This window comes from Microcoleus sp. w2-18bC1, assembly GCF_036700365.1.
Lineage (GTDB): Bacteria > Cyanobacteriota > Cyanobacteriia > Cyanobacteriales > Microcoleaceae > Microcoleus.
Map to the genome: position 1 here is coordinate 41,469 of NZ_JAUBOS010000033.1, position 20,710 is coordinate 62,178.

14 protein-coding genes are annotated in these 20,710 nt (G+C 48.3%); 7 read left to right on the forward strand and 7 right to left on the reverse strand.

Annotation, left to right across the window (positions count from 1 at the left end):
• Positions 1-5,181, forward strand: a 5,181-nt coding sequence (locus QT979_RS17720; RefSeq protein WP_333311257.1) for a S8 family serine peptidase, incomplete at its 5' end; no start/stop codon positions are given.
• A gap of 221 nt (positions 5,182-5,402) precedes the next feature.
• Here QT979_RS17720 and dprA read toward each other — a convergent pair.
• From dprA to QT979_RS17735, 3 genes are all read right to left on the reverse strand, one after another.
• The gene (dprA, locus tag QT979_RS17725) at positions 5,403-6,554 is read right to left on the reverse strand and encodes a DNA-processing protein DprA (RefSeq protein WP_333311258.1); all 1,152 of its coding nucleotides are present in this window, start codon (positions 6,552-6,554) and stop codon (positions 5,403-5,405) included.
• A gap of 227 nt (positions 6,555-6,781) precedes the next feature.
• The gene (locus QT979_RS17730) at positions 6,782-7,435 is read right to left on the reverse strand and encodes a YdcF family protein (RefSeq protein WP_333230155.1); all 654 of its coding nucleotides are present in this window, start codon (positions 7,433-7,435) and stop codon (positions 6,782-6,784) included.
• 127 nt (positions 7,436-7,562) lie between these two features.
• Positions 7,563-8,210, reverse strand: coding sequence for a DUF2301 domain-containing membrane protein (locus QT979_RS17735; protein ID WP_333055172.1), 648 nt, complete (start codon positions 8,208-8,210; stop codon positions 7,563-7,565).
• A gap of 80 nt (positions 8,211-8,290) precedes the next feature.
• Between QT979_RS17735 and QT979_RS17740 the strand changes: the two genes are divergently transcribed.
• Positions 8,291-8,983, forward strand: coding sequence for a calcium-binding protein (locus QT979_RS17740; RefSeq protein ID WP_333311259.1), 693 nt, complete (start codon positions 8,291-8,293; stop codon positions 8,981-8,983).
• A gap of 203 nt (positions 8,984-9,186) precedes the next feature.
• On the opposite strand, the gene QT979_RS17745 is transcribed toward QT979_RS17740, so the two are convergent.
• Positions 9,187-9,942, reverse strand: a complete 756-nt coding sequence (locus QT979_RS17745) for a DUF561 domain-containing protein (protein WP_333160931.1) — start codon at positions 9,940-9,942, stop codon at positions 9,187-9,189.
• 81 nt (positions 9,943-10,023) lie between these two features.
• Positions 10,024-10,827, reverse strand: coding sequence for a creatininase family protein (locus QT979_RS17750; RefSeq protein WP_333230152.1), 804 nt, complete (start codon positions 10,825-10,827; stop codon positions 10,024-10,026).
• Positions 10,828-11,016: 189 nt separating this feature from the next.
• On the opposite strand from QT979_RS17750, the gene QT979_RS17755 reads away from it, so the two are divergent.
• Complete coding sequence (locus QT979_RS17755; RefSeq protein WP_333311260.1) at positions 11,017-16,371, forward strand: PAS domain S-box protein; 5,355 nt, start codon at positions 11,017-11,019, stop codon at positions 16,369-16,371.
• Between the two features lie 420 nt (positions 16,372-16,791).
• Here QT979_RS17755 and QT979_RS17760 read toward each other — a convergent pair whose 3' ends face one another.
• Entirely contained in the window at positions 16,792-17,115 is a 324-nt protein-coding gene (locus QT979_RS17760) for a WGxxGxxG family protein (protein WP_333213733.1), read from the reverse strand.
• A 322-nt stretch (positions 17,116-17,437) separates the two neighbouring features.
• Between QT979_RS17760 and QT979_RS17765 the strand changes: the two genes are divergently transcribed.
• Positions 17,438-18,082 (forward strand): hypothetical protein, encoded by a 645-nt coding sequence (locus QT979_RS17765; RefSeq protein ID WP_333084286.1) that lies wholly within the window; start codon positions 17,438-17,440, stop codon positions 18,080-18,082.
• A gap of 20 nt (positions 18,083-18,102) precedes the next feature.
• Positions 18,103-18,846 (forward strand): pentapeptide repeat-containing protein, encoded by a 744-nt coding sequence (locus tag QT979_RS17770; protein ID WP_333311261.1) that lies wholly within the window; start codon positions 18,103-18,105, stop codon positions 18,844-18,846.
• Positions 18,847-19,029: 183 nt separating this feature from the next.
• Here the strand turns inward: QT979_RS17770 and QT979_RS17775 are convergent, their stop codons facing one another.
• Positions 19,030-19,557: a hypothetical protein gene (locus tag QT979_RS17775; RefSeq protein ID WP_333311262.1), complete on the reverse strand. Its 528-nt coding sequence runs from the start codon at positions 19,555-19,557 to the stop codon at positions 19,030-19,032.
• A gap of 84 nt (positions 19,558-19,641) precedes the next feature.
• Here QT979_RS17775 and pyrE point away from each other — a divergent pair, with 84 nt between their 5' ends.
• Positions 19,642-20,217, forward strand: coding sequence for an orotate phosphoribosyltransferase (gene pyrE, locus QT979_RS17780; RefSeq protein ID WP_333213739.1), 576 nt, complete (start codon positions 19,642-19,644; stop codon positions 20,215-20,217).
• A gap of 213 nt (positions 20,218-20,430) precedes the next feature.
• Positions 20,431-20,676: a DNA cytosine methyltransferase gene (locus QT979_RS17785; RefSeq protein ID WP_333311263.1), complete on the forward strand. Its 246-nt coding sequence runs from the start codon at positions 20,431-20,433 to the stop codon at positions 20,674-20,676.
• Positions 20,677-20,710: the final 34 nt, after the last annotated feature.

Sequence of the window (20,710 nt, forward strand, 5' to 3'; positions counted from 1 at the left end):
CCAGTTACACCGACGCCAACTCCAGTTACACCGACGCCAACTCCAGTTACACCGACGCCAACTCCAGTTACACCGACGCCAACTCCAGTTACACCGACGCCGATACTTGGAAGTCCCGGCATTGTTATTAGTCCGGCATCGGGATTAGTAACTACAGAAGCAGGTGGCACAGACCAATTCACCATCAAACTCAACCGCCAACCGACTGCGGATGTAACGATTGGTTTGCGTAGCAGCAATGAGGCAGAGGGAGTAATTTCAACGGAATCAATTACCTTCAATTCTGCTAATTGGAATCAGTGGCGGCCGGTTACGGTAACGGGTGTCAACGATCGAGTATTTGACGGCGATAAGACTTATCAGATTGTGACTGCCCCTGCTGTGAGTGCCGATAGTAACTACAACGGTCTCGATGCACCGGATGCCACTGTTGTTAACAGGGGTAACGAGACTGCTAGCAATGCGCGAGTCGCAGTCGATCCCTCAACTGGGGTGGAATATAAGCCAGGTGAGCTTCTAGTTAAGTTGAGACGTAATGTAAACGATGTTGCCATCCAGAGTGTTTTTCAAATTAATGGCGCGATCGCAATCGAAGACTTAGTGCCGCCAAGCGTACAGATCAATTCAGCAGTGGAGCCAGGTGAATTGGAGCAATGGCGATTAGTAAAGTTGGCTCCAAATGCAGATTTGCTAGCGACTCAAACCAGCTTAGCTCAAGATCCCAGGGTCGAGACCGTTGAACTCAACTATTTGCTCTCTATCAACTCAGTACCCAACGATCCACAATTCGATCAACTCTGGGGTTTGAATAATGCTGGACAGACTGGTGGGACGCCAGATGCCGATATTGATGCACCGGAAGCTTGGGATATTCAAAGGGGTAGCAAAAATGTAGTAGTGGCGGTCATTGACACGGGTGTGGACTACGATCACCAAGACCTTGCTGCTAATATGTGGACGAACTCAGTAGAAATAGCAGGCATAAAAAACGAAGATGATGATGGCAACGGCTACATTGATGATGTGCGCGGTTATGACTTTACTAACAAAGACCCAGACCCGATGGATGACAATGGTCATGGTACCCACGTGGCGGGAACAATCGGAGCTGCTGGCAACAACAACATCGGTGTAGTGGGGGTGAGCCCCAATGTTAGCATCATGCCATTAAAGTTTCTCGACTTTCAGGGAAGGGGGTCGACTAGCGATGTAATCCAAGCAGTTGACTACGCCACAAAAAATGGGGCAAAGGTGATTAATGCCAGCTTTGGTGGTGGCGGGTTCTCCCAAGCTGAGAAAGATGCGATCGGCGACGCCAACAAGAAGGGCGTTTTGTTTATAGCAGCAGCGGGTAATGACAGTTCAGACAACGACAGTGAGCCGTCTTACCCTGCTAACTACGACCTCCCTAATGTCATCTCGGTAGCTGCCACGAATTACGTAGACCAGCTATCCTGGTTCTCGAATTATGGAAAAAATACAGTAGACCTAGGTGCTCCAGGCGGAACTGCTGCGGTTTTTCCACGCGATCAGCGTGACATCCGCAGCACACTCCCTAATAATCAGTATGGCTGGGGTGCAGGCACCTCTCAAGCAGCCCCTCATGTGGCAGGTGCAGCGGCTCTGCTTTTAGCTCAGAACCCCAGCCTGACAGTCACGGAGCTAAAAAACATCTTAATGACAACTACTGACCCACTTCCTTCTCTGCAAGGGACAACGGTCAGTGGCGGACGCTTGAATCTCCGGAAAGCCCTCAACCAAATTTCAGTTTTTACCGACACGAACGTTCCGATATCTGGTTTGTATTCAGCTATCTGGGGAGACTACAACAATGACGGCAAACTGGATATCCTCGGAAACAACCGAACCTACTACAACACTGGAATCTACGACAACACCGGTCAAAGATTGAGCGAAGTTGGCTTTAGCGAAGCCGACTTGCCAGGTTATAACCCAATCTGGGGAGATTTTAACAATGACGGGCGACTGGATGCCACGCTGACCAACACCAATCTCGATAGCAACAACACTCTCAGGTACGAAATCTACCGCAACGTTCCTAATAACACTTACAGTAATGCGGACTTTAAGTTGGAAACAGTTCTACGTGACAAGCTCCCCTCTACAATTTTTAGCTCGAGTTGGTCAGATTACAACAATGACGGGCGTCCCGATTTGTTGCTCAATACACAAGGCTCTTACCCGGAATACCCGATCGTCACCACGCTCTATCGCAACACAGGTGCGATCGCTCAAGACCGCTTTAAAGACAGCGAAGCACGTCTCGATACTGGCGAACCGCTATTTTCTACTAGCGAAATAGCTGGTGCTACCAGTTCAGGGGTTTGGGCGGATTTTGACAATGATGGCAAACTCGATATTCTCATCAAGGTAAGGGAGTCACAGCAGACTCAATCAGGGGGGCCAAGGCAAAAAGCCAAACTCTACCGCAACTTGGGCGATGGCGTTTTTAAAGACACAAACGTATCATTGCCTGGTTTAGGTTCAGAATTCCCTCGCTTTGGCGCCAATGTTTATGATATGGCCTGGGGAGACTACGACAACGACGGGAAACTTGATATTTTGCTCACGGGGGCGATCGAGGGCGCGAATGGTTCAGGCCAGCTTTTCACCAAAGTCTACCGCAACACAACCAGTGAAAATGGGTCAGCCAGCTTTGAAGACATAGGTGCACAGATACCTGGTTTGAGTCAAGCTAAAGCTGCTTGGGGAGATTACGACAATAACGGCAAATTGGATATCCTGGTCACTGGTTGGAAGCAGGAAAACCCCCAAAGTTTAGGAACAAGCGTCACCAAAATCTACTATCAAAACACCGGCAATGGCTTTACCGACAGTGGCGTACAAATCGATAGTGGCGCAGAGCCTGGTAATAAGTTCGACTCCTACCCTGCTTGGGGAGACTACGACAAGGATGGTAAATTGGATATCCTGCTCACGGGTTCTTCAACAAACAACCCCTACGGGTTCATAAACGAAAACGACTTCTTTACCAAAGTCTTCCGCAATAACACTGCGATCGCGAACACTCCTCCCAGTCCACCCGCACTACTACCGGCTGAAGTTTCCGGTCGAGATGTTACCTTCAAGTGGAACCGAGGGACAGACGAGGAAACTCCAGATCTCGGTTTAAGCTACAACCTGCGAGTTACGGGATCGGATGGCAAGGATATTCTTTCCCCGATGTCTTGGAATATCGATGGAACTCGGCAACTCGTAGGTTTGGGGAATGTCAGTCAAAACACCCGCTGGCAACTGAAAGACTTGCCTCGCGGAGAATATAACTGGGGCGTGCAAGCAATTGATACTGCTTGGGAAGGTTCGCTCTTTGCCGGAGGAGGCACTTTTAGAATTGAGAACAGTCCTCCAGAAAAGCAAATTAACCTGGGCTCTCGGTACAGTGAGTTTAACCAAGCCATCAAAGATGTATACACTGACCCCGATGGCGACCAGATTAATTACCAGTTAACTCTACCTGATGGCAGTCCTTTAGAATTTAGTGGCTCAAACACTAATTGGCTAGGACTTCAATTCAACCCTTGGGAAAACACCATCACATTCACCGGAACTCCCCCAAGCGGTTCGCAACCCTTCGAGGCGAAGTTAATAGCTACAGACTCTTTCGGTGGCCGTAGCGAACAGACTTTCAAGGTAACAACGACAGCAGATGGACGCTGGGTGATTGATGGTTATATCTCCGGTGCAACTGTGTTCTTAGATGCCAACAAAAACGGCGTCAAAGACACCAATGAACCATCCACCACAACCGACACAGGCGGTAAATTCAATCTCAACATCCCCTTCGAGACATTCGACACCAACAACAACGGAGAAATCGACCCATCAGAAGGCAATCTAGTAGCCATAGGAGGCATTGACACCGCCACCGGCTTACCCCTAGAAACACCAGTCACCGCACCACCAGATGCGAGTGTAGTCACCCTCCTAACCAGCTTAGTCGCCGACTTAATCGACAAAGGAATTGAACCAGAAGAAGCCCAATCTTTAGTCAAAGCCGCCCTTTCTCTCCCCGCTGATGTTGACCTAACTAGCTTCGATCCAATCTTAGCGACTAACAACAATCAACCGGGCGGAGTCGAAGTCTTAGCCGCAATGGTGAAAGTCCAAAACTTCATCACTCAAACCAGCGGTTTGATTGACGGTGCATCCAGTGCAGTCAATACCGATATTGTCAAAGCTGTTGTCAGTTCAATCACGGCTCAAATTCAATCCGGTACAGTCTTAAACCTCAGCAATGCAGCAGCCTTAGAACCAATCATTCAGCAAGCAGCCGCGAAAATCCAGCAAATAGACCCCAGTTTCAACAGTCAACAAATCAGCCAAATTACATCGCAATCCGCGACAGTAATGGCAACAGCCAATCAGCGCATTGATGCCGCTGTCTCCAACCCAACAGCAACATCAATTCCTGAATCACTTGCCCGCCTCCAACAAGTAGCCTTGGGCCCAACCACTCAAGACTTCAAAGCTGTTGGTTCAGGAAATAAACCTATTTCCCAGCTAGTTGCTGACAACACTGGTACTGCTTTAGATAGCAGAATTGAAGCTGTAGTGTTGCCGACTGGGATTGCAACTCCTGTTGTCAGCGGCGATGCTGATTTGGGCAGCAATTCCCCGAATGCAATTCTCGGTACAAATGGAGACGATATCCTGACGGGCGACAGCGGGAATAATGTGTTGATGGGCATGAGGGGCAATGATTCCCTCGATGGAGTTCTGGGGAATGACACTATTTTCGGTGGCAAAGGTAGCGATACAATCCTGGGAAGTAGCGGTGATGATGTCTTGTTTGGCAACCGTGGTGCTGACATTTTGAACGGCGATGATGGTAATGATATTCTTTACGGAGGTAAGGGAGATGATTTACTCAATGGCGGTTTAGGAATTGATACCTTGGTAGGAGGAATGGGAGTAGATAAATTCCTACTCTCTACCAATTCCGGTACTGATACGATTACTGATTTTGAAGTCGGTAAAGATTTGTTAGTATTGGGTAATGGGTTAAGTTTCTCGCAATTGGCGATTGCTCAAGATAGCGGTGCAACTTTAATCCGGTTGGCACAAACAGGGGAAGTTTTAGCTTCTCTGGGTGGTGTTTCTGCTAGCAGTATTAGTGCGGTTAATTTCGGATTGATTTAAGAGCGATTTCGGGTCAAGCAATTGTTCTAATAGTTCGCTCGATCCCCCCTAGCCCCCCTTAATAAGGGGGGGACAAGAGTATTCAATGTCCCCCTTATTAAGGGGGATTTAGGGGGATCGAAACTTAAACAACAATGAAAAATACAGCGTCTTCTCTTCAATCCGCGCAGGCGGATTTTGTCCGTGTAGACGCGGTTTCAACCGCCCAGTTTTCTTTCACATCAGCATCGCTGATATCGCATTCCTGGTAACTGCGAAACTAATCCCAACAATTCCAACTGCAAAAGTATACTAGAAACTGTTCCTGCTTCTAATCCAGACACTTCGACAATTGTATCAAAAGAAATCGGCCCAGATTCGATCGCACTTAACACCTTAGCCAATTCCGGCTCCAACGGCGGCCCTTGCTTCTCAACCGTCGGATTTGGGGGAAATAGCGACAACTGCTCGGCTCTATCCAATTTTGGCATAGCTCCGAGCATTTCCAACAGCCTGTCTTCGCTTAAGAGTCGATCGCTACTCGGCAGAATCGGATGAGCACCTTTACTCAGCAACTCCAAACACCCAAAGGAACGCTCATCATCCAATCTTGCTGTCAAAACGTACACATCCCGACAAAAATCATTCGCTTGATAAGCAGTAATTAAAGCACCAGATTTATGCGGAGCTTCTATCACTATTGTAGCGCGACTTAAGCCAGCAATTATGCGATTTCGGCGCGGAAAATTAGTTCTATTCGGTTGAGTCCCCGCCGGATATTCACTAATTACCAATCCCTGCTGTAAAATGCGATCGCACAACCTCTCATTTTGTTTAGGATATACAATATCTACTCCCGTCCCCACTACTGCGAAAGTCCTTCCTCCCGCATCCAAACAGCCTGTATGAGCCTCTGTATCAATGCCCGCCGCCAATCCCGAAACCACAGTAAAACCGCTTCTAGCCAAAGCCGTACTAATTTTGCGAGTCCACCTTCTGCCGTATTCCGTAGGGCTGCGAGTACCAACCATTGCCACTGTCGGTGTAATTCCTTGATTCTCTTTTACATCAACTAAACCGCGATAATACAACACTGGTGGCGGATTGGGAATTTCCAATAATAAGCGGGGATAATCTGGATCGGCGGGCGTCCAAAAACAGGGATTTTTTATAAGATGTTTTTCGATAAATTCTTCAGGATTAAGTTTTGTTCGTTCTTGCACAATGGTTTCAATTATCTGCTTGCCGAACCCTTCGATTCGCATTAAATCTACTGGTTTTGCAGTCCAAGCTTCTGCCAAACTCTTGAAATTTTGGTGCAATCTCTGCAACAAAATCGGCCCGATACCGTTAATTTGCGACCATGCCAACCAGTAAGCGCGTTCTTCTAGCAACGAGTTACCCTCAACTTATCTGAGAATAATTTTATCATTTGTTGTTTAATATATAGCAATCCTAAATCATTTGTTAATTTCTTACTCCCTCCCCTTGGTAAGGGGAGGGTTGGGGTGGGGTAAAAAAATTACGATTCCTACAATAATTGCTATATAAATATTTTTTTACGAACCGCGAAGGCGCTAATAAAGCGAAGAGAATTAAGAGGGAAGTTGACAATTACTGGCTAGGTTTTCCAGTCAACGAAACGGGCGTAAATATAAGCAATAATTTCTCCGATCACAGTCCGAAAACCTTCGCTCGATTTCCACCATTCTTGTGGGTTGTAATCTTGCGATTCAGCAGCTATAATCCCGACTTTAATTTCAGGATTCAGGACTTCTTTGAAAACAATCCAACTTCTGCGGGCGTGAGGGCCAAAAGAATAAAGATTAATTGATTCAACTTTTATGGCAGAAGCAGCCAGCCAATCGCGAAGTGCGATCGCCGAAGCAGCAGTGCGGTGTTTGACAACACTCGCTGCTGGTACTGCTACTACTTGGTTTGTATCAAATCCTAGCGCAATAAAAGTCGCGGCAGTTAGTTCGGCATAATTTTTATATTCAGCAAGATAGAAGCCTTTACTTAAAGGAACTCCTGTGGTAATTAATTGGCGGTATTCGCCTTTTTTGAATTCTGCGATCGCACTTTCGATCGCATAATCCGGCAACCACCCTTCGACAACCAAGATATCTGCTTTAATCGGCGCATTTACAGCCAAAAACGGATGGATATTTGTGAGAATTAAGAGCATTAAAATTATCAATCCCGTGCTTGCAATTACCCAACCTTCCCTGGTAATTACCCACATTTCTCGACGACGGATTAGACGAATTCTCATTTTAACTCGATCTAGATGTTTTCAGGTATGGAGGCAGATTCGGCGAGACTGGGGAAGAGGGAAATAGTGAGAAAGTGATATAATTTCCCAATGCCCAATGCCCCATTCCCAATGCCCCATTCCCAAATTATTGGTGTTTAAGATACTCAAAAACGCTTTTATCCCCAATATCCTGCGGCATCGGTTGAAAAAACTTGCGTACAGCAAAGATAATAAACAAAGCCGCCCAAACTGCCAGCAAAAATTGTTCATTTTCGGCTGACAAAAATCCAAAAATATGTCCTAAAATTAACAAAGGAACTCCCGGAGTCAAAAACTTAGTTTCGAGGCGATTAAAGCAGAATGCTTCCTTAAAATAAATGCCATTTAAGGCAGCAAAAGTAAAGCCAATTCCCCACAAAGTGGCGGGATGTTCGTACACTGCTAAAGCTAGAGGTTGGCTGCTTTGTAGGGCCACAAACAATGCTGCCGCGCCGCCGATCGCCCAAAACGCCTGTAGTGTTCGGTGCAGCGCAATCATGTAAATGTGAATAGTTGCCAAGCTGACGCCTAAAGCTATCCAGAAACAAGCAAAAACAGGCGTTACAGCTTGGATTGCCATCGGGTTGTCGCCCTGTTGTAGCACCAGAGTAGTGCCGATCGCAAAACACAGCGCCGCCACCCCCAATCCAGCGCGGTAAATCAACACTCCCGTGCGATCGTTTTGAGTAATCGTAAATTCGCCGAATTGTCCTTGATAGACTGGCGATTCATCAGGTGATTTCAGTAGTTGCATTACAGCTTCCTCCTATCAGACACGAATGTACTTCTGCCAAGATATACTTTATTGATAAACCGATCCAGCGAGACCGAGCGATGCCTAAATTTAACAAGCCTAAACTTAACCAGCCTAAAGTTAACAAGTCTAAAGTTAACAAGTCTAAAGTTAACAAGTCTAAAGTGGACGATCGCCCAAAGCAAAGCAAATCCCTTTCTTCACAATCCGAACTTCCTCCAGTTCAGCTTGATGAAACCATTGTAGCAGGCAGAAGACCGAAACCGGTCAACGACTTTCAGAGCCTGCTGGAGGAATTATCCGAATTGAGAGCGGGGTTCGATCCAGAAACGTTAGCGCATCTCGATAAAAATATGCCATTTAATAACAAGCAATTGGAAACTAAAATCAGTAAGATTTTGGGTTCTAAAAATATTGATTGTACTCTAAAAAATACAGTCAAATATCTAGAGTACATCAAGCAAAATATTCAACTTCCCTGCCACGTTACTGGCATAGAAGAGTTTGAATGGGAAGAAGAATATACAATGGGTTCCGGCAGCAAAAAAGAATATGCACGGCTCAAAAAAACTCAACCTTCTTATACTGATAGATTCACAATTAGTCGGTTGGAGGATTTGGTGGTTCAGGAAGAAGGCATATTTGTGGAAGTGCAGCGCGTCAGCGATCGCCAAAAGTTTATGTTGCCTTTATTCGAGTTAGAGTCAGTTGATGTAATTTCCCGCAACAATCAGTTATTAGATGATTATGCCGTGTGGTTTATCAATTATTAAGGAAGAGTGGAAAAGTGAAAGAGTGGGGGATGGGAAGAGAGGAAGAGTGGGAGAAGGGGAGAGTGGGGATGGAAAAAATCTTCCTTCTTCCTTCTTCCTGACATCCGTTACAGAATCCGTTGCCGAACTTCCTTCTTCCTTCTCCCTGACATCCGGTACATCCGTTACAGAATCCGTTGCCGAACTTCCTTCTTCCTTCTTAATTAAATGGAAGCCGACAAGTGCGATCGCGAAACCAAAGCCAAAGCTTCAACCAAACTGCGAACAGCCGCAATCATCGCCACTTCGCTATTGAGTTGGCTGACAGCAGAACCGACACCAACACCCGCAGCACCGGCTCCAATAGCGAGGGGTGCGGTGACACTGGAGATACCGGAAGCGCAGAGTACGGGGACGGATACGGCGCGGGAAATTTCAAAGGCGGCAGCCAAAGTAGGCGCTGCTTTTTCAATTAATCCCAATGTGCCGGCGTGAATTGGTTGAGCGCTGGTGCCACCTTCGGTTTGGATGATGTTAGCGCCAGCTTTGACTAATTCAATTGCTAACTGCACTTGTTTGTCGAGTGCCAAAATGTGGGGAACTGTTACAGAAAGAGTGATGTTGGGAAACAGCGATCGAGTTTCGCGAGTCAACTGCAAAACTTCCTCAGCTTCAAAGCGGCGGCCTACTGCGTAGAAAGCATCAAAGTTACCAATTTCAATCAAATCAGCGCCAGCTTCTACCGCAGGCACAAACTTTTCCGGTTCCACAGCAGATACACAAATTGGCAAATTTGTCAACTGTTTTGCCATCAATACCAAATCGCGATCGGCAGCAATATCGACAAAGGAAGCACCGCCGAGATCCGCTGCTTTGACGACAGCCGCAACGTTGGCGGCATCAAAATTATTTAAACCGCTGATAATTTTCAGGGCGCGACCTTGCTCAAATGCGCGCTGCAATTTAGAATTTACACTCATCGTTAGTTTTCCAACTCAAAAAATTTCTTAGACTCATTTTGACACGAATTAGAACAATTTTTGGTTTTTAATTCTTAATTTTTAATTACTACGCGGCTGGCGAAATTTGTAAACATCTTTGATAACTTGTGCCCAGCCGTCAGAGAGAGATTCGAGAATACGAGATCCCTTTTCTTTCGTCGCCACCGTCGCATCGCCCAACACACCGCTTTCAGTCAACTCTCGCGTCAGCCAAGCAAAAGGCAAATTCCCTTCCATACTCAGCAAACTGTCTGTTGGTAAACCCTGCGGGTATTCGCAAACAGCCAGTTCCATTTTCACCTGTTCGGGCAAAATTGACAACATCAAACTCGTTTCTGCATCGCCCGCGTGAATTCCAAACTCCAATTCCTTCGCAGTTAATAATTCAGCAGCCACATTCGGAACGCCCCAAACAAACAGCGGAAAAACAGAAAAATCCTGATATTTCTGATGAATATCCCGCGCCGCAATTTCCATTACCTGTGGCTGTCCGCCGTGACCATTCATTAACACTAATTTTCTAAATCCAGCTTGATAAATACTGTCCGCAATTTCACTGATTACTGCTAAAACAGTCTGAGCACTGAGCATAATTGTACCGGGAAAATGGCAGTGTTCGTTCGACTTGCCATAGTACAAAGGTGGCAAAGCATAGGCGGGAATATTTGCCTCTAACTTTGCCAGGGCTTTGCCTGCCACCGCTGTGCTAATTGCCGCATCTACAATTAAAGGCAAATGGGGGCCGTGCTGTTCGATCGCACCTAGCGGCTGAATTATCACCGTGTTTTCCTTATCCAGCATAGACTGAATTTCGGTCCAAGTTAGATAGGGAAAAAAGCGCGATTCTGGAATAAAATTGTGCATATTGTAGCGACAATAGTAAAAGTAAGCAAGGCAATCAATTAACCTGAAAACTAAAAATAAATTCCCTAGATAGCTAGTAGAGAAATAATGCTGTCTCTCCGTAGATGCTATAATTTATAGCAGATGCTTTAAGAGGGCGCTGATGTACGCTCGCCTGCTCAGACAGAAAGACATAGAGACCACTAATTGATGGAAGCTTGGCAAACCCCACAAACTAATTTAACCGACATTCCGATCGCCGATGAACTGTCGCGCCGCATCCCTAGATCACACGATCACAAAGCAGAAAACCGAGCGCTGCAAACGCTTGCTCGACAATTGGCAACCTCACCCCACAGGCTGCTCAAAACACTGGTGGCGATCGCAAAAGATTTGTGCGGTGCAGGAAGTGTCGGAGTATGCTTACTAGAAGAAAATGCCCGTTCCGAACAAATCTTTCGGTGGGAGGCATTGGCGGGCGCGTGGGAAGCAGCAGAAAATACAAACACACCCCGCAAATTGCGTTTGTCTGGCCCCCCGATCGATCGCCAAACTCCTCAGCTTTACTTCGCTCCCGAACAATATTTTACCGACTTACAGCAGCTAGAATTGCCGATCGCCGAAGCGTTAGTCGTGCCACTGGAAGCAGAAAATCAACCGCTGGGGTCAATATGGATTGTATCTCACGATTCCGATCGCCAATTCGATGCCGAAGACTTGCGGATCGCGATCGTCCTAGCAGACTTTGCCGTTGCCGCCGTACAAATCGATCGCGCCAATCAAACCAAAGAAGCTTTGCGAGAAAGCGAAGAACGGTGGCAGCTAGCCTTGCAGGGCAACAACGATGGCATTTGGGATCACAACCTGCAAACCAATTGCCAGATCCTGAGCGATCGCTGTTTAGAGATTTTGGAACGTCGGCCTGAAGAAGTCAAGGAATTCAGCCAATTTTTGAGCTACATTCATCCCGATGATTTGGAGATAATGCAAAGCAATTGGCAGCAGCACTTGGATCGAGAAACCTCACATTACTGCTGCGAGTACCGCATCCGTTGTGGGGACGGGCGCTACAAATGGGTTTTAGCCAGAGGGCGAGCAATTTGGGACGAGTCAGGCAATCCCTTGCGGGCTGTGGGTTCCGTGACAGATATCAGCGAGCGCAAACAAACTGAAATTGCTTTGAAACAAAGCGAAGAACGTTTGAGCGTCGCCATCGAAGGCTCAGGCATGGCAACCTGGGATTTAGACGTGCGAACAAATCGAGTAATTTGGTCGGCGACCCATTTCAGCATTTTGGGCTGCGAACCGGTACCCGGCGGCGAAGCAAGCGCGGTTGTGTGGGAAAACAGCGTGCATCCAGACGACTTAAAGCAAGTCCTACAGGAAATAGAAACAGCTCGGCAAACACGATCGCTCTACTCCCCCGAATACCGCATCATCCGGGCCGACAGCGGAGAAATCCGCTGGTTGAGCGCGTTCGGGCGCTATCTCTACGACGAGGCAGGCGAAGCAGTGCGGTTTATCGGAGTATTATTTGATGCTACCGATCGCAAAAAAGCCGAACTCGCCCTACAAGAAAGCGAACAAACCGTGCGCCGTCAACTTCTAGAGATAGAGTCGCTCTACCAAACAACTCCCGTGGGTTTAGCCGTTTTAGACACAGATTTGCGGTTCCTGCGGATCAACCAGCGGTTTGCCCAAATGAACGGCCTGGCCGTCGAAGCGCACATCGGCCGCACCCTGCGCGAAATTGTCCCCGACTGGGCAGACACAGCCGAACCTTTGTTGGGCCACCTTCTAGACACCGGAGAACCGATCCGAAATTTTGAACTCACGGGTGAAACCAGGGATCAACCCACTGTTGTTCGCACTTGGCTCCAGAATTGGTGGCCGCTCAGAGACAGGGGCCCAGAGATTGTCGGAATTCATATGGTGGTACAGGAAATTACCGCTCGCAAAATGGCCGAACTCGCCTTGCAAGAAAGCTACAACCGTTTCCAATCAGCTACAAGGGCGATCGACGGGATGGTGTTTGAGTGGGATTTGGTAGCAAACTCAGTTTACCGTTCCGAGGGACTGTGCTCGATCGTCGGTGTCTACCCAGAGGATGCACCGGCAACAGCAGAGTGGTGGAGAGAACGCATCCATCCTGTCGATTTGGCACGCATCCAAGCCGGGGGGCAATCAATCTTGAATATTCCGGATCGCTATGAAATCGAGTACCGAGTCCAGCACCAAGACGGGCGCTGGATCGATGTTTCGGAGCGCGGCTGTTTGATCCGCAACCAGCAAGGTGAAGCAACCAAAATAGTCGGCTTCACCAGCAACATTACCCAGCGTAAACAAGCAGAAGCAGCACTGTGCGATCGTGAAACCCACCTGCAGTTGATTCTCGACAGCGCCAAAGACTACGCCATCTTCACCCTCGACATTGGTGGACAGGTTACCAGTTGGAACGCAGGGGCCCAGAGATTGCTGGGCTATTCCGAAACTGAAATCGTCGGGCAGCACGGACGCATCATCTTTACTCCAGAAGACTCAGCAGCCCGAATGCCGGAAGCAGAAATGCACATCGCCCTGACTCAGGGAAGAGGAGAAAACGAGCGCTGGCACCTCCGCAAAGACGGCAGCCACTTGTGGGGCAGCGGGCTGGTGATGCCCCTGCGCGACGCAGACGGCGAGGTGCAAGGTTTCCTAAAAATTATGCAGGACAAAACCGAGCGCCGGCAAATAGAAGAAGCACTGCGGCACAGCGAAAATCTCTATCGCACCCTCGCCGATGGTGTCCCGGAATTAATGTGGATCAACACCGCCGACGGCAGGTTAGAGTTTTGCAACCAACACTGGAAAAGCTACACCGGGATGATGCCAGAATTGCCGATGCTTGCGCCGGTGCTGCAATTATTTCATCCTGATGATCTGCCAGCAGTTGTCGCCACGCGCACTCCTGCGATTGCAGCAGGGGAAGCCTACGAATTCGAGTGTCGGGTACGCAGGTTTGATGGTAATTATCGCTGGCATCTAGCGCGACTTGTACCAGTCAAAGACAGGAAGGGAAAGGTGTTGCAATGGGCTGGTATCGGCATTGATATTGACGATCGCAAACGAGCCGAAGAAAGCTTAGCAGAAAGCGATCGCCGCTTCCGCTTCCTGGCTGAGTCGCTGCCCCACCTGATTTGGAACGTAAGTTCCGGCGGACAAATTCGCTTTACCAATCAACAAAAATGGTTGGAATATCTGGGGATGTCTTACGAGGAAGCCGTTCAAAGCAATTGGGAATCCCTAGTCCCACCCTCGGATTTGGCAGAATCTTGGGCCCGTTGGGAAGAATGTCTAATCACAGGAGAAGTTTATCAAGTTGAGCTGCGCCTCCGGCGGGCAGTAGACCAAATGGAACGCTGGCATTTGTCCCGGGCCGTGCCAATTCGCGACGCAGGAGGCCAGATTGTCGAGTGGATCGGCACAAACACCGATATTCACGATCGCAAACAAGCCCAACTCAACGAGCAGTTTCTCTCTGATCTCGAAGCCCGCTTGCGGCAGCGCTTCAACCCCGCAGAAATGTTGTCGGAAGCGATGAACAGTCTGGGAGAATATTTAAAGGTCGATCGCTGCATCTGGCACGAAATTGATGTAGAAGCCGATCGGGCAATTGTCCACCAAGACTGGCACCAGTCCGACATTGCCAGCGCCGCCGGCACCTATCAAATCTCAGACTTTAAGACGCCAGAACTGAAAGCTCTGTCTATGGCAGGTCAAACCCTTGTCATCTCAGATATCGCTACTTACCCCCATACAGCGCATTTATTCGATAACTACGGTGCCGTTTGTATTCGCGCTTTGGTCGATGTTCCCTGCCTTCAGGAAGGGCGCTGGGTGGCTCTTTTGCTGGTGACATCAAGGGTGGTGCGGCACTGGCGGCCCGATGAAGTTTGGCTGATGCAAGAAGTGGTGGCTCGCCTCTGGACGGTGATCCTGCACGCGCGAGCTCTGCATGAGCTGCACGAAAGCGAGGCTCGGTTCCGCGCTCTAGCTGACAACATCGCTCAGTTGGCTTGGATGACAGATGCTGCTGGGGGGATTTTCTGGTATAACAAACGCTGGTTTGACTACACAGGCACCACCCTAGAAGAAATGCTAGGCTGGGGCTGGCAAAAGGTGCACCACCCGGAACACCTCGATGGCGTTGTGGAAAAATTTAGGCGCTGCATTGAAACAGGCGAACTCTGGGAAGATACTTTCCCCTTGCGTGGCAAAGACGGATCGTACCGCTGGTTTCTCTCGTGCGCCGTGCCGATTCGCGACGATCAAGGCAACGTGCTGCGCTGGTGTGGCACTAACACCGATATTACCGATCAAAAAGTTGCAGAAGCGGAACGGGAACTCCTTCTAGCGCGGGAAAAGGCAGCGCGGGAAGAAGCAGAACAGGCTAACCGCGTCAAAGACGAATTTTTGGCTGTTTTGTCTCACGAATTGCGGACTCCCTTAAACCCGATTATGGGCTGGGCGAAGCTGCTGCAATCGAATCTTCTGACACCCCAAAAGCAGCGTTATGCCTTAGAGACGATCGAGCGCAACGCCAAACTGCAAACCCAGCTTATCGAAGATTTGCTCGACGTGTCGGGGATTCTGCAAGGCAAGGTTAGCTTGAATATTGCACCTGTGGATTTAGCCGAGGTCATCGGCGCTGCTATTGAAACGGTGCGTCTGGCGGCCCAAGTCAAGTCGATTCAAATCACCACTCAATTTGCACCGGATCTGGGCCCGGTGTTGGGCGATGCGGGCAGACTTCAGCAGGTAGTCTGGAATTTGCTGTCAAATGCCGTCAAGTTCACCCCGCCGTCGGGCAAAATCCAAGTCGTTCTCGATCGGGTGGACACCTTGGCCCAAATTACTGTAACTGATACGGGAAAAGGTATCGAACCTGATTTTCTGCCCTATGTATTCGACTACTTCCGGCAAGCTGACAGCTCGATGACGCGCAAGTTTGGCGGATTGGGTTTAGGATTGGCGATCGTCCGCCATCTCGTCGAACTCCACGGCGGTACAGTGAAATCTGACAGTCCCGGCGAAGGACAAGGTGCAACCTTGACTGTCAGGATACCTCTGATGCCGATCCAGTCTCAGACAAGTCCTGCGGGAACTGCGTCGCCCGATCAATCCTTCAATTTGAGCGGTGTCAAGGTGTTAGCGGTGGATGATGAGGCCGATGCGCTAGATTTAGTGGTTTTTCTGCTTGAGGAGTGTGGGGCAAGTGTTACAGCAGTTGCTAACGCGGCCGATGCCTTGGCGGTTTTAACTGAGTCTGTGCCGGATTTGCTGTTGAGCGATATTGGAATGCCCGACACGGACGGTTATATGTTGATGCGACAGGTTCGGGCTCTGGCGCCCGACAAAGGGGGACGGATTCCGGCGATCGCCCTCACGGCTTATGCTGGAGAAATTGACTATCAGCAGGCGCTGGCTGCGGGGTTCTGGCGCCACATTTCCAAGCCTTTAGATCCCGACAAGTTGGTGCAGGCGATTTGGGAGGTACTCGATCGATCGGGCCAAAACCTTATTTAAAGTGTTTTTGTGTCGGAAAAGTCTTTATTTAATGAACCGCGAAGACCCAAAGAACGCGGTCGGCGAAGCCGTTCCCGAAGGGTAGGAGGAAGGGAAGAAGATAGGAAGAAGTTAATAATCTCAATTCCGCTTATATCTGAGATATTGCACCCTTTTCAATCAGCGTTTTATTGACTGGCTAGGAGCAATGGCGCACAATAAAATTAACTTTTTGTGGAACAGGCATCTTGCCTGTTCATAAAAAGCTTATTGAAAATGGTGTAACATCCCAGATGTAACCAATTTTATTGTCGTTTGCTCGCGCATCATCTCAAACAAAAAAACCTCACAGATGGAGGTTTTTTGATTATTTTTGGTGCTAGTCGGACAGGTTAAAACATCCTGTCCCTGCATAATGCCCACAGCCCTAAGACTCGATTCTTAGCGGTAGTCACTTCGCACGGCTGGCTCGCGATCACTCGTTGTAGTTGTATAGCGGACATTTTCTTCGCGTTTGCGGGGAATCAAACCCAACAAACCAGACAAGCCTAGCAATCCCAACCATCCCCAATCAAAATCGCGATCGGTCTCAGCATTGTAGACATCGGAGCGAGGAGTTGTGGTGGTTGTAGTGCTGTTAGTACCGGAAGTAGTACCGCCCGTTGTATCTGTCTGAGCTGAAGCAGGGAGATGAGCTGGTGCTAGGGCTAAACCAGCAGCTATAATACCTGCACCGATTGCTTTGGATAAATCAGAACGTTTCATAATTCAAATGCTCTCTGTTGGCTAAAATCTTTAACTATCAAAACTATATCAATGGGCTTTTAAAGTTAAATCCATCTCTAGCAGTAAAGATGGTTATGTTCCACCTATAACTACAGATTGATATCCAATTTTTAGCAGACACACAAAATGAAATATTGCTCGCGGAGGCACTCCGGTACTAGACATAGGGGGTCTGGCACCTCAGTCGGTTATGAGGCACTCCGGCAGTCCCGACAATAGACAAGGTGTTGTTTACAAAAAAAGGTAAACTCAGATATTGCACAGATAAGTGTTGGAACTCGATCGACGGAGATCAAAACTTTTGGGTATAGAGTTACGCAGCTACGTATTTCTAGACAACTTGCAGCCACAGCACGCAGCATACATCGGCACAGTCGCCGCCGGATTCTTGCCGCTGCCAGGGGATGCGTCGCTGTGGATAGAAATCTCGCCCGGTATCGAAATTAACCGAATTACCGATGTCGCCCTCAAATCTGCCTCCGTGCGCCCAGGGGTGCAGATAGTCGAGCGCTTGTACGGTCTTCTGGAAGTACACTCGAGTCAGCAGGGGGAAACGCGGGCAGCAGGCAAAGCAATTCTAGAATTCATCGGAGTCCGCAGAGAAGAATGTATCAAACCGCGAGTGATTTCCAGTCAAATTATTCGCAATATTGATGCCCACCAAACACAATTAATCAACCGCACCCGGCGCGGACAGTTGCTGCTGGCGGGACAAACGCTTTACGTCTTGGAAGTAGAACCGGCGGCCTATGCAGCGCTGGCAGCTAATGAAGCAGAAAAAGGCGCCTCTATTAACATCTTAGAGGTTCAGGCTGTAGGTAGTTTCGGACGGCTTTACCTTGGCGGCGCAGAACGAGATATTATAGCAGGTTCCCAGGCAGCAATTGCGGCGGTGGAAAGCGTGACGGGTCGAGAAAATCCAGCAATTTTTGGTCGCAAGGAATAGCCGTTAAAGGAGATGCAATTATGGCAAATACACAGCATTTAGCGCTGTTAAAAAAAGGTGCAGTCACTTGGATTAAATGGAGAAGTCTCAACCCAAATATAGAACCGGATCTCAGCGAAGCTAACCTCGCGGAAGCAAATCTCAGAGGTGCATATCTTTGGCGATCGAACCTTTTTAAAACAGATTTGTTTAAGGCTAAATTAATTGCGGCAAACCTGGCAGAATCTAATTTTAGTTTAGCAAATCTTGCGGGAGCGCAACTGCTGGAATCTAATTTAATTAAAGCTAATTTAACGGGAACCAACCTGCAAGCGGCTGACATCAGGGGATCTGATTTGAGCGGTGCTAATTTAATTGGGGCTGACCTCACCGCTGCTAATCTCCAAGAAACAGATTTCGGTGATGCGAATTTAATCGGTGCGGTGATGTCTGGAGTTAATGCGATGGGCGCGAACCTCAACTGTGCTAATCTCTGTCAAGCTAATCTCACTCAAGCCGAATTGATTGAAGCACATTGCTATGCAGCTAATTTCTCTAAAGCTAACCTCGGAGAAGCTCACTTCACTGGAGCATATCTTTTCCGGGCAAATCTATGTTTTGCACAGTTGATTGCGGCAGATTTCCGGTGGACAAACCTTGGCAAAGCTGATTTGAGAGGGGCTAATTTGACCGGGGCAAATCTCAGGGGAGCGAACTTGGCGGGAGCTAATTTGGGTGAAGCTATTTTGAAAGGAACAATCATGCCTGATGGCAGCATTGTTTGATAAATATTGGATAATATTTAGTCCTGTGAAATAACGGCGATAGTTAAAAAAAGCGAGTTGCGGGTTTACCGAAAGGATTGCCAAAACATGAGCTTTTGGGGCGGGTTGAGGCTTTCTCTCGAATATAACAAAGCCGAGATTGAGTAAACTCGCCTCGGCTCAAAACTCGCAACTGTCGATCGATTAATTTTGGCCAGGGGGCGATATTTGATAAAGTCCTCTAACGGGCCCTGGATCACTCGGTGAATTTTGCTGCTGCGTTGGAAGTGTAAACTGATCTTGGAGTCCGGCGGGAGTGGGGAAACAGCTACTTGGTTGAGGTCCTAGCTGGCAAGCTGCAGGCAGTGCCATGATTGAGGCATCGAAGGGATTGACGGCATCTGGCACGCGCAGAATCGGGTCGCTGGAAACTTGCCGCTGCATTACTCGGCGGTAGAAGCCGTTGACGCGACTAGCATCCCGCTCAATTTCTTTTTCGGGAAAGGCAACGACGCCGCTGGGGGAACCGATGCCTAAATAGTCGCCCAAGTAACCTTGCAAGCTGACGTTGTGGTAAAAGTCTCCTGAAGCTTGAAAAAATTGTCGGTTGAAGTCGTCGGCAATCGGGTGAAATCGCTCTGTTTGTGCTTGAGCTGGTTTGACCGATGCCAGTGCGGCAGAGGCGACAGCGAGAATTAATGCGCCGCTCAGGCTTTTTAACTTTTGACTCATATATTTGGGCCTTTTTAATTAATTCCGATTCCACTATAAACTGATTATCGACGGATTATTTGTGTTTTTTACACGGTGTGAGTTATGGATGCTGCGGATTTAAAGGTGTTGCGCGATCGACTTCTAGATTTGTTGTGCGAGTTTGCTTATCGTGAAGGCGATTTTGTGCTGTCTTCGGGCCAGAAAAGTTCTTATTACATTAACTGCAAACCGGTGACGCTGCACGCTGAAGGTGCTTTGGCAACGGGACGTTTGCTGTTGTCGATGTTGTCGTCGGATGTGCAAGCTGTAGGTGGTTTGACTTTGGGCGCTGACCCGATTGTAACTGCGGTGAGCGTAGTTTCGGCTTTGGGCGATCGACCTATACCAGCTTTAATTGTCAGAAAGGAGACGAAGGGACACGGGACAATGGCGTATATTGAGGGGCCGCTGTTGCCAGAGGGGACGAATGTGGCGGTTTTGGAGGATGTGGTGACGACGGGTAAGTCGGCGATGCAGGCGGTGGAACGGTTGCGGGCGGCTGGTTATAAAGTCGATCGTATTTTGTCGCTGATTGACAGAGAGCAAGGTGGAGGGGAATTATATCGCGAGGCCGGATTGGATTTTCAAGCCATTTTTACCATTCAGGATCTTAAGGAATGGATTAGTAGCAAAAAATAACCGGGCGCGCATCTAATTGTGACAATCCTATTTCTTGAAACTCTTTCTTGTGCGCTGGGCTAGAAGCCAACCCCGAAAAGTCCTCTCGTTTCTCTCGTCTCTGGTTACCAGGTTCTCTCGTTACCAGGTTCTACCTGGTAACAAAGATCCAGAGGCTCTGCCTCATGTTAACAATGGTGCAAGATATCAATCTTAACAAGCCAGTTTAAGGCTATGAAAACCATCCGTTTTATTGACTTATTCTCAGGAATAGGCGGCATGAGATTAGCCTTTGAATCCGCCGCTCGTTCCTTGAATCTGGAAACAGAATGCGTATTAAGCAGCGAAATCAATCCCGACGCTCAGTTAGTTTACCAGAAAAACTTTGCCGACACACCTTTAGGCGACATCCGATTAATTGACAAACTGCCTGAACACATTGGTGACAAGTTAAGGAAAAAGGGAAATTGTCAAGGGTAGTATTTGCATGGGTCTGGGATCGTGGGAAACTTAT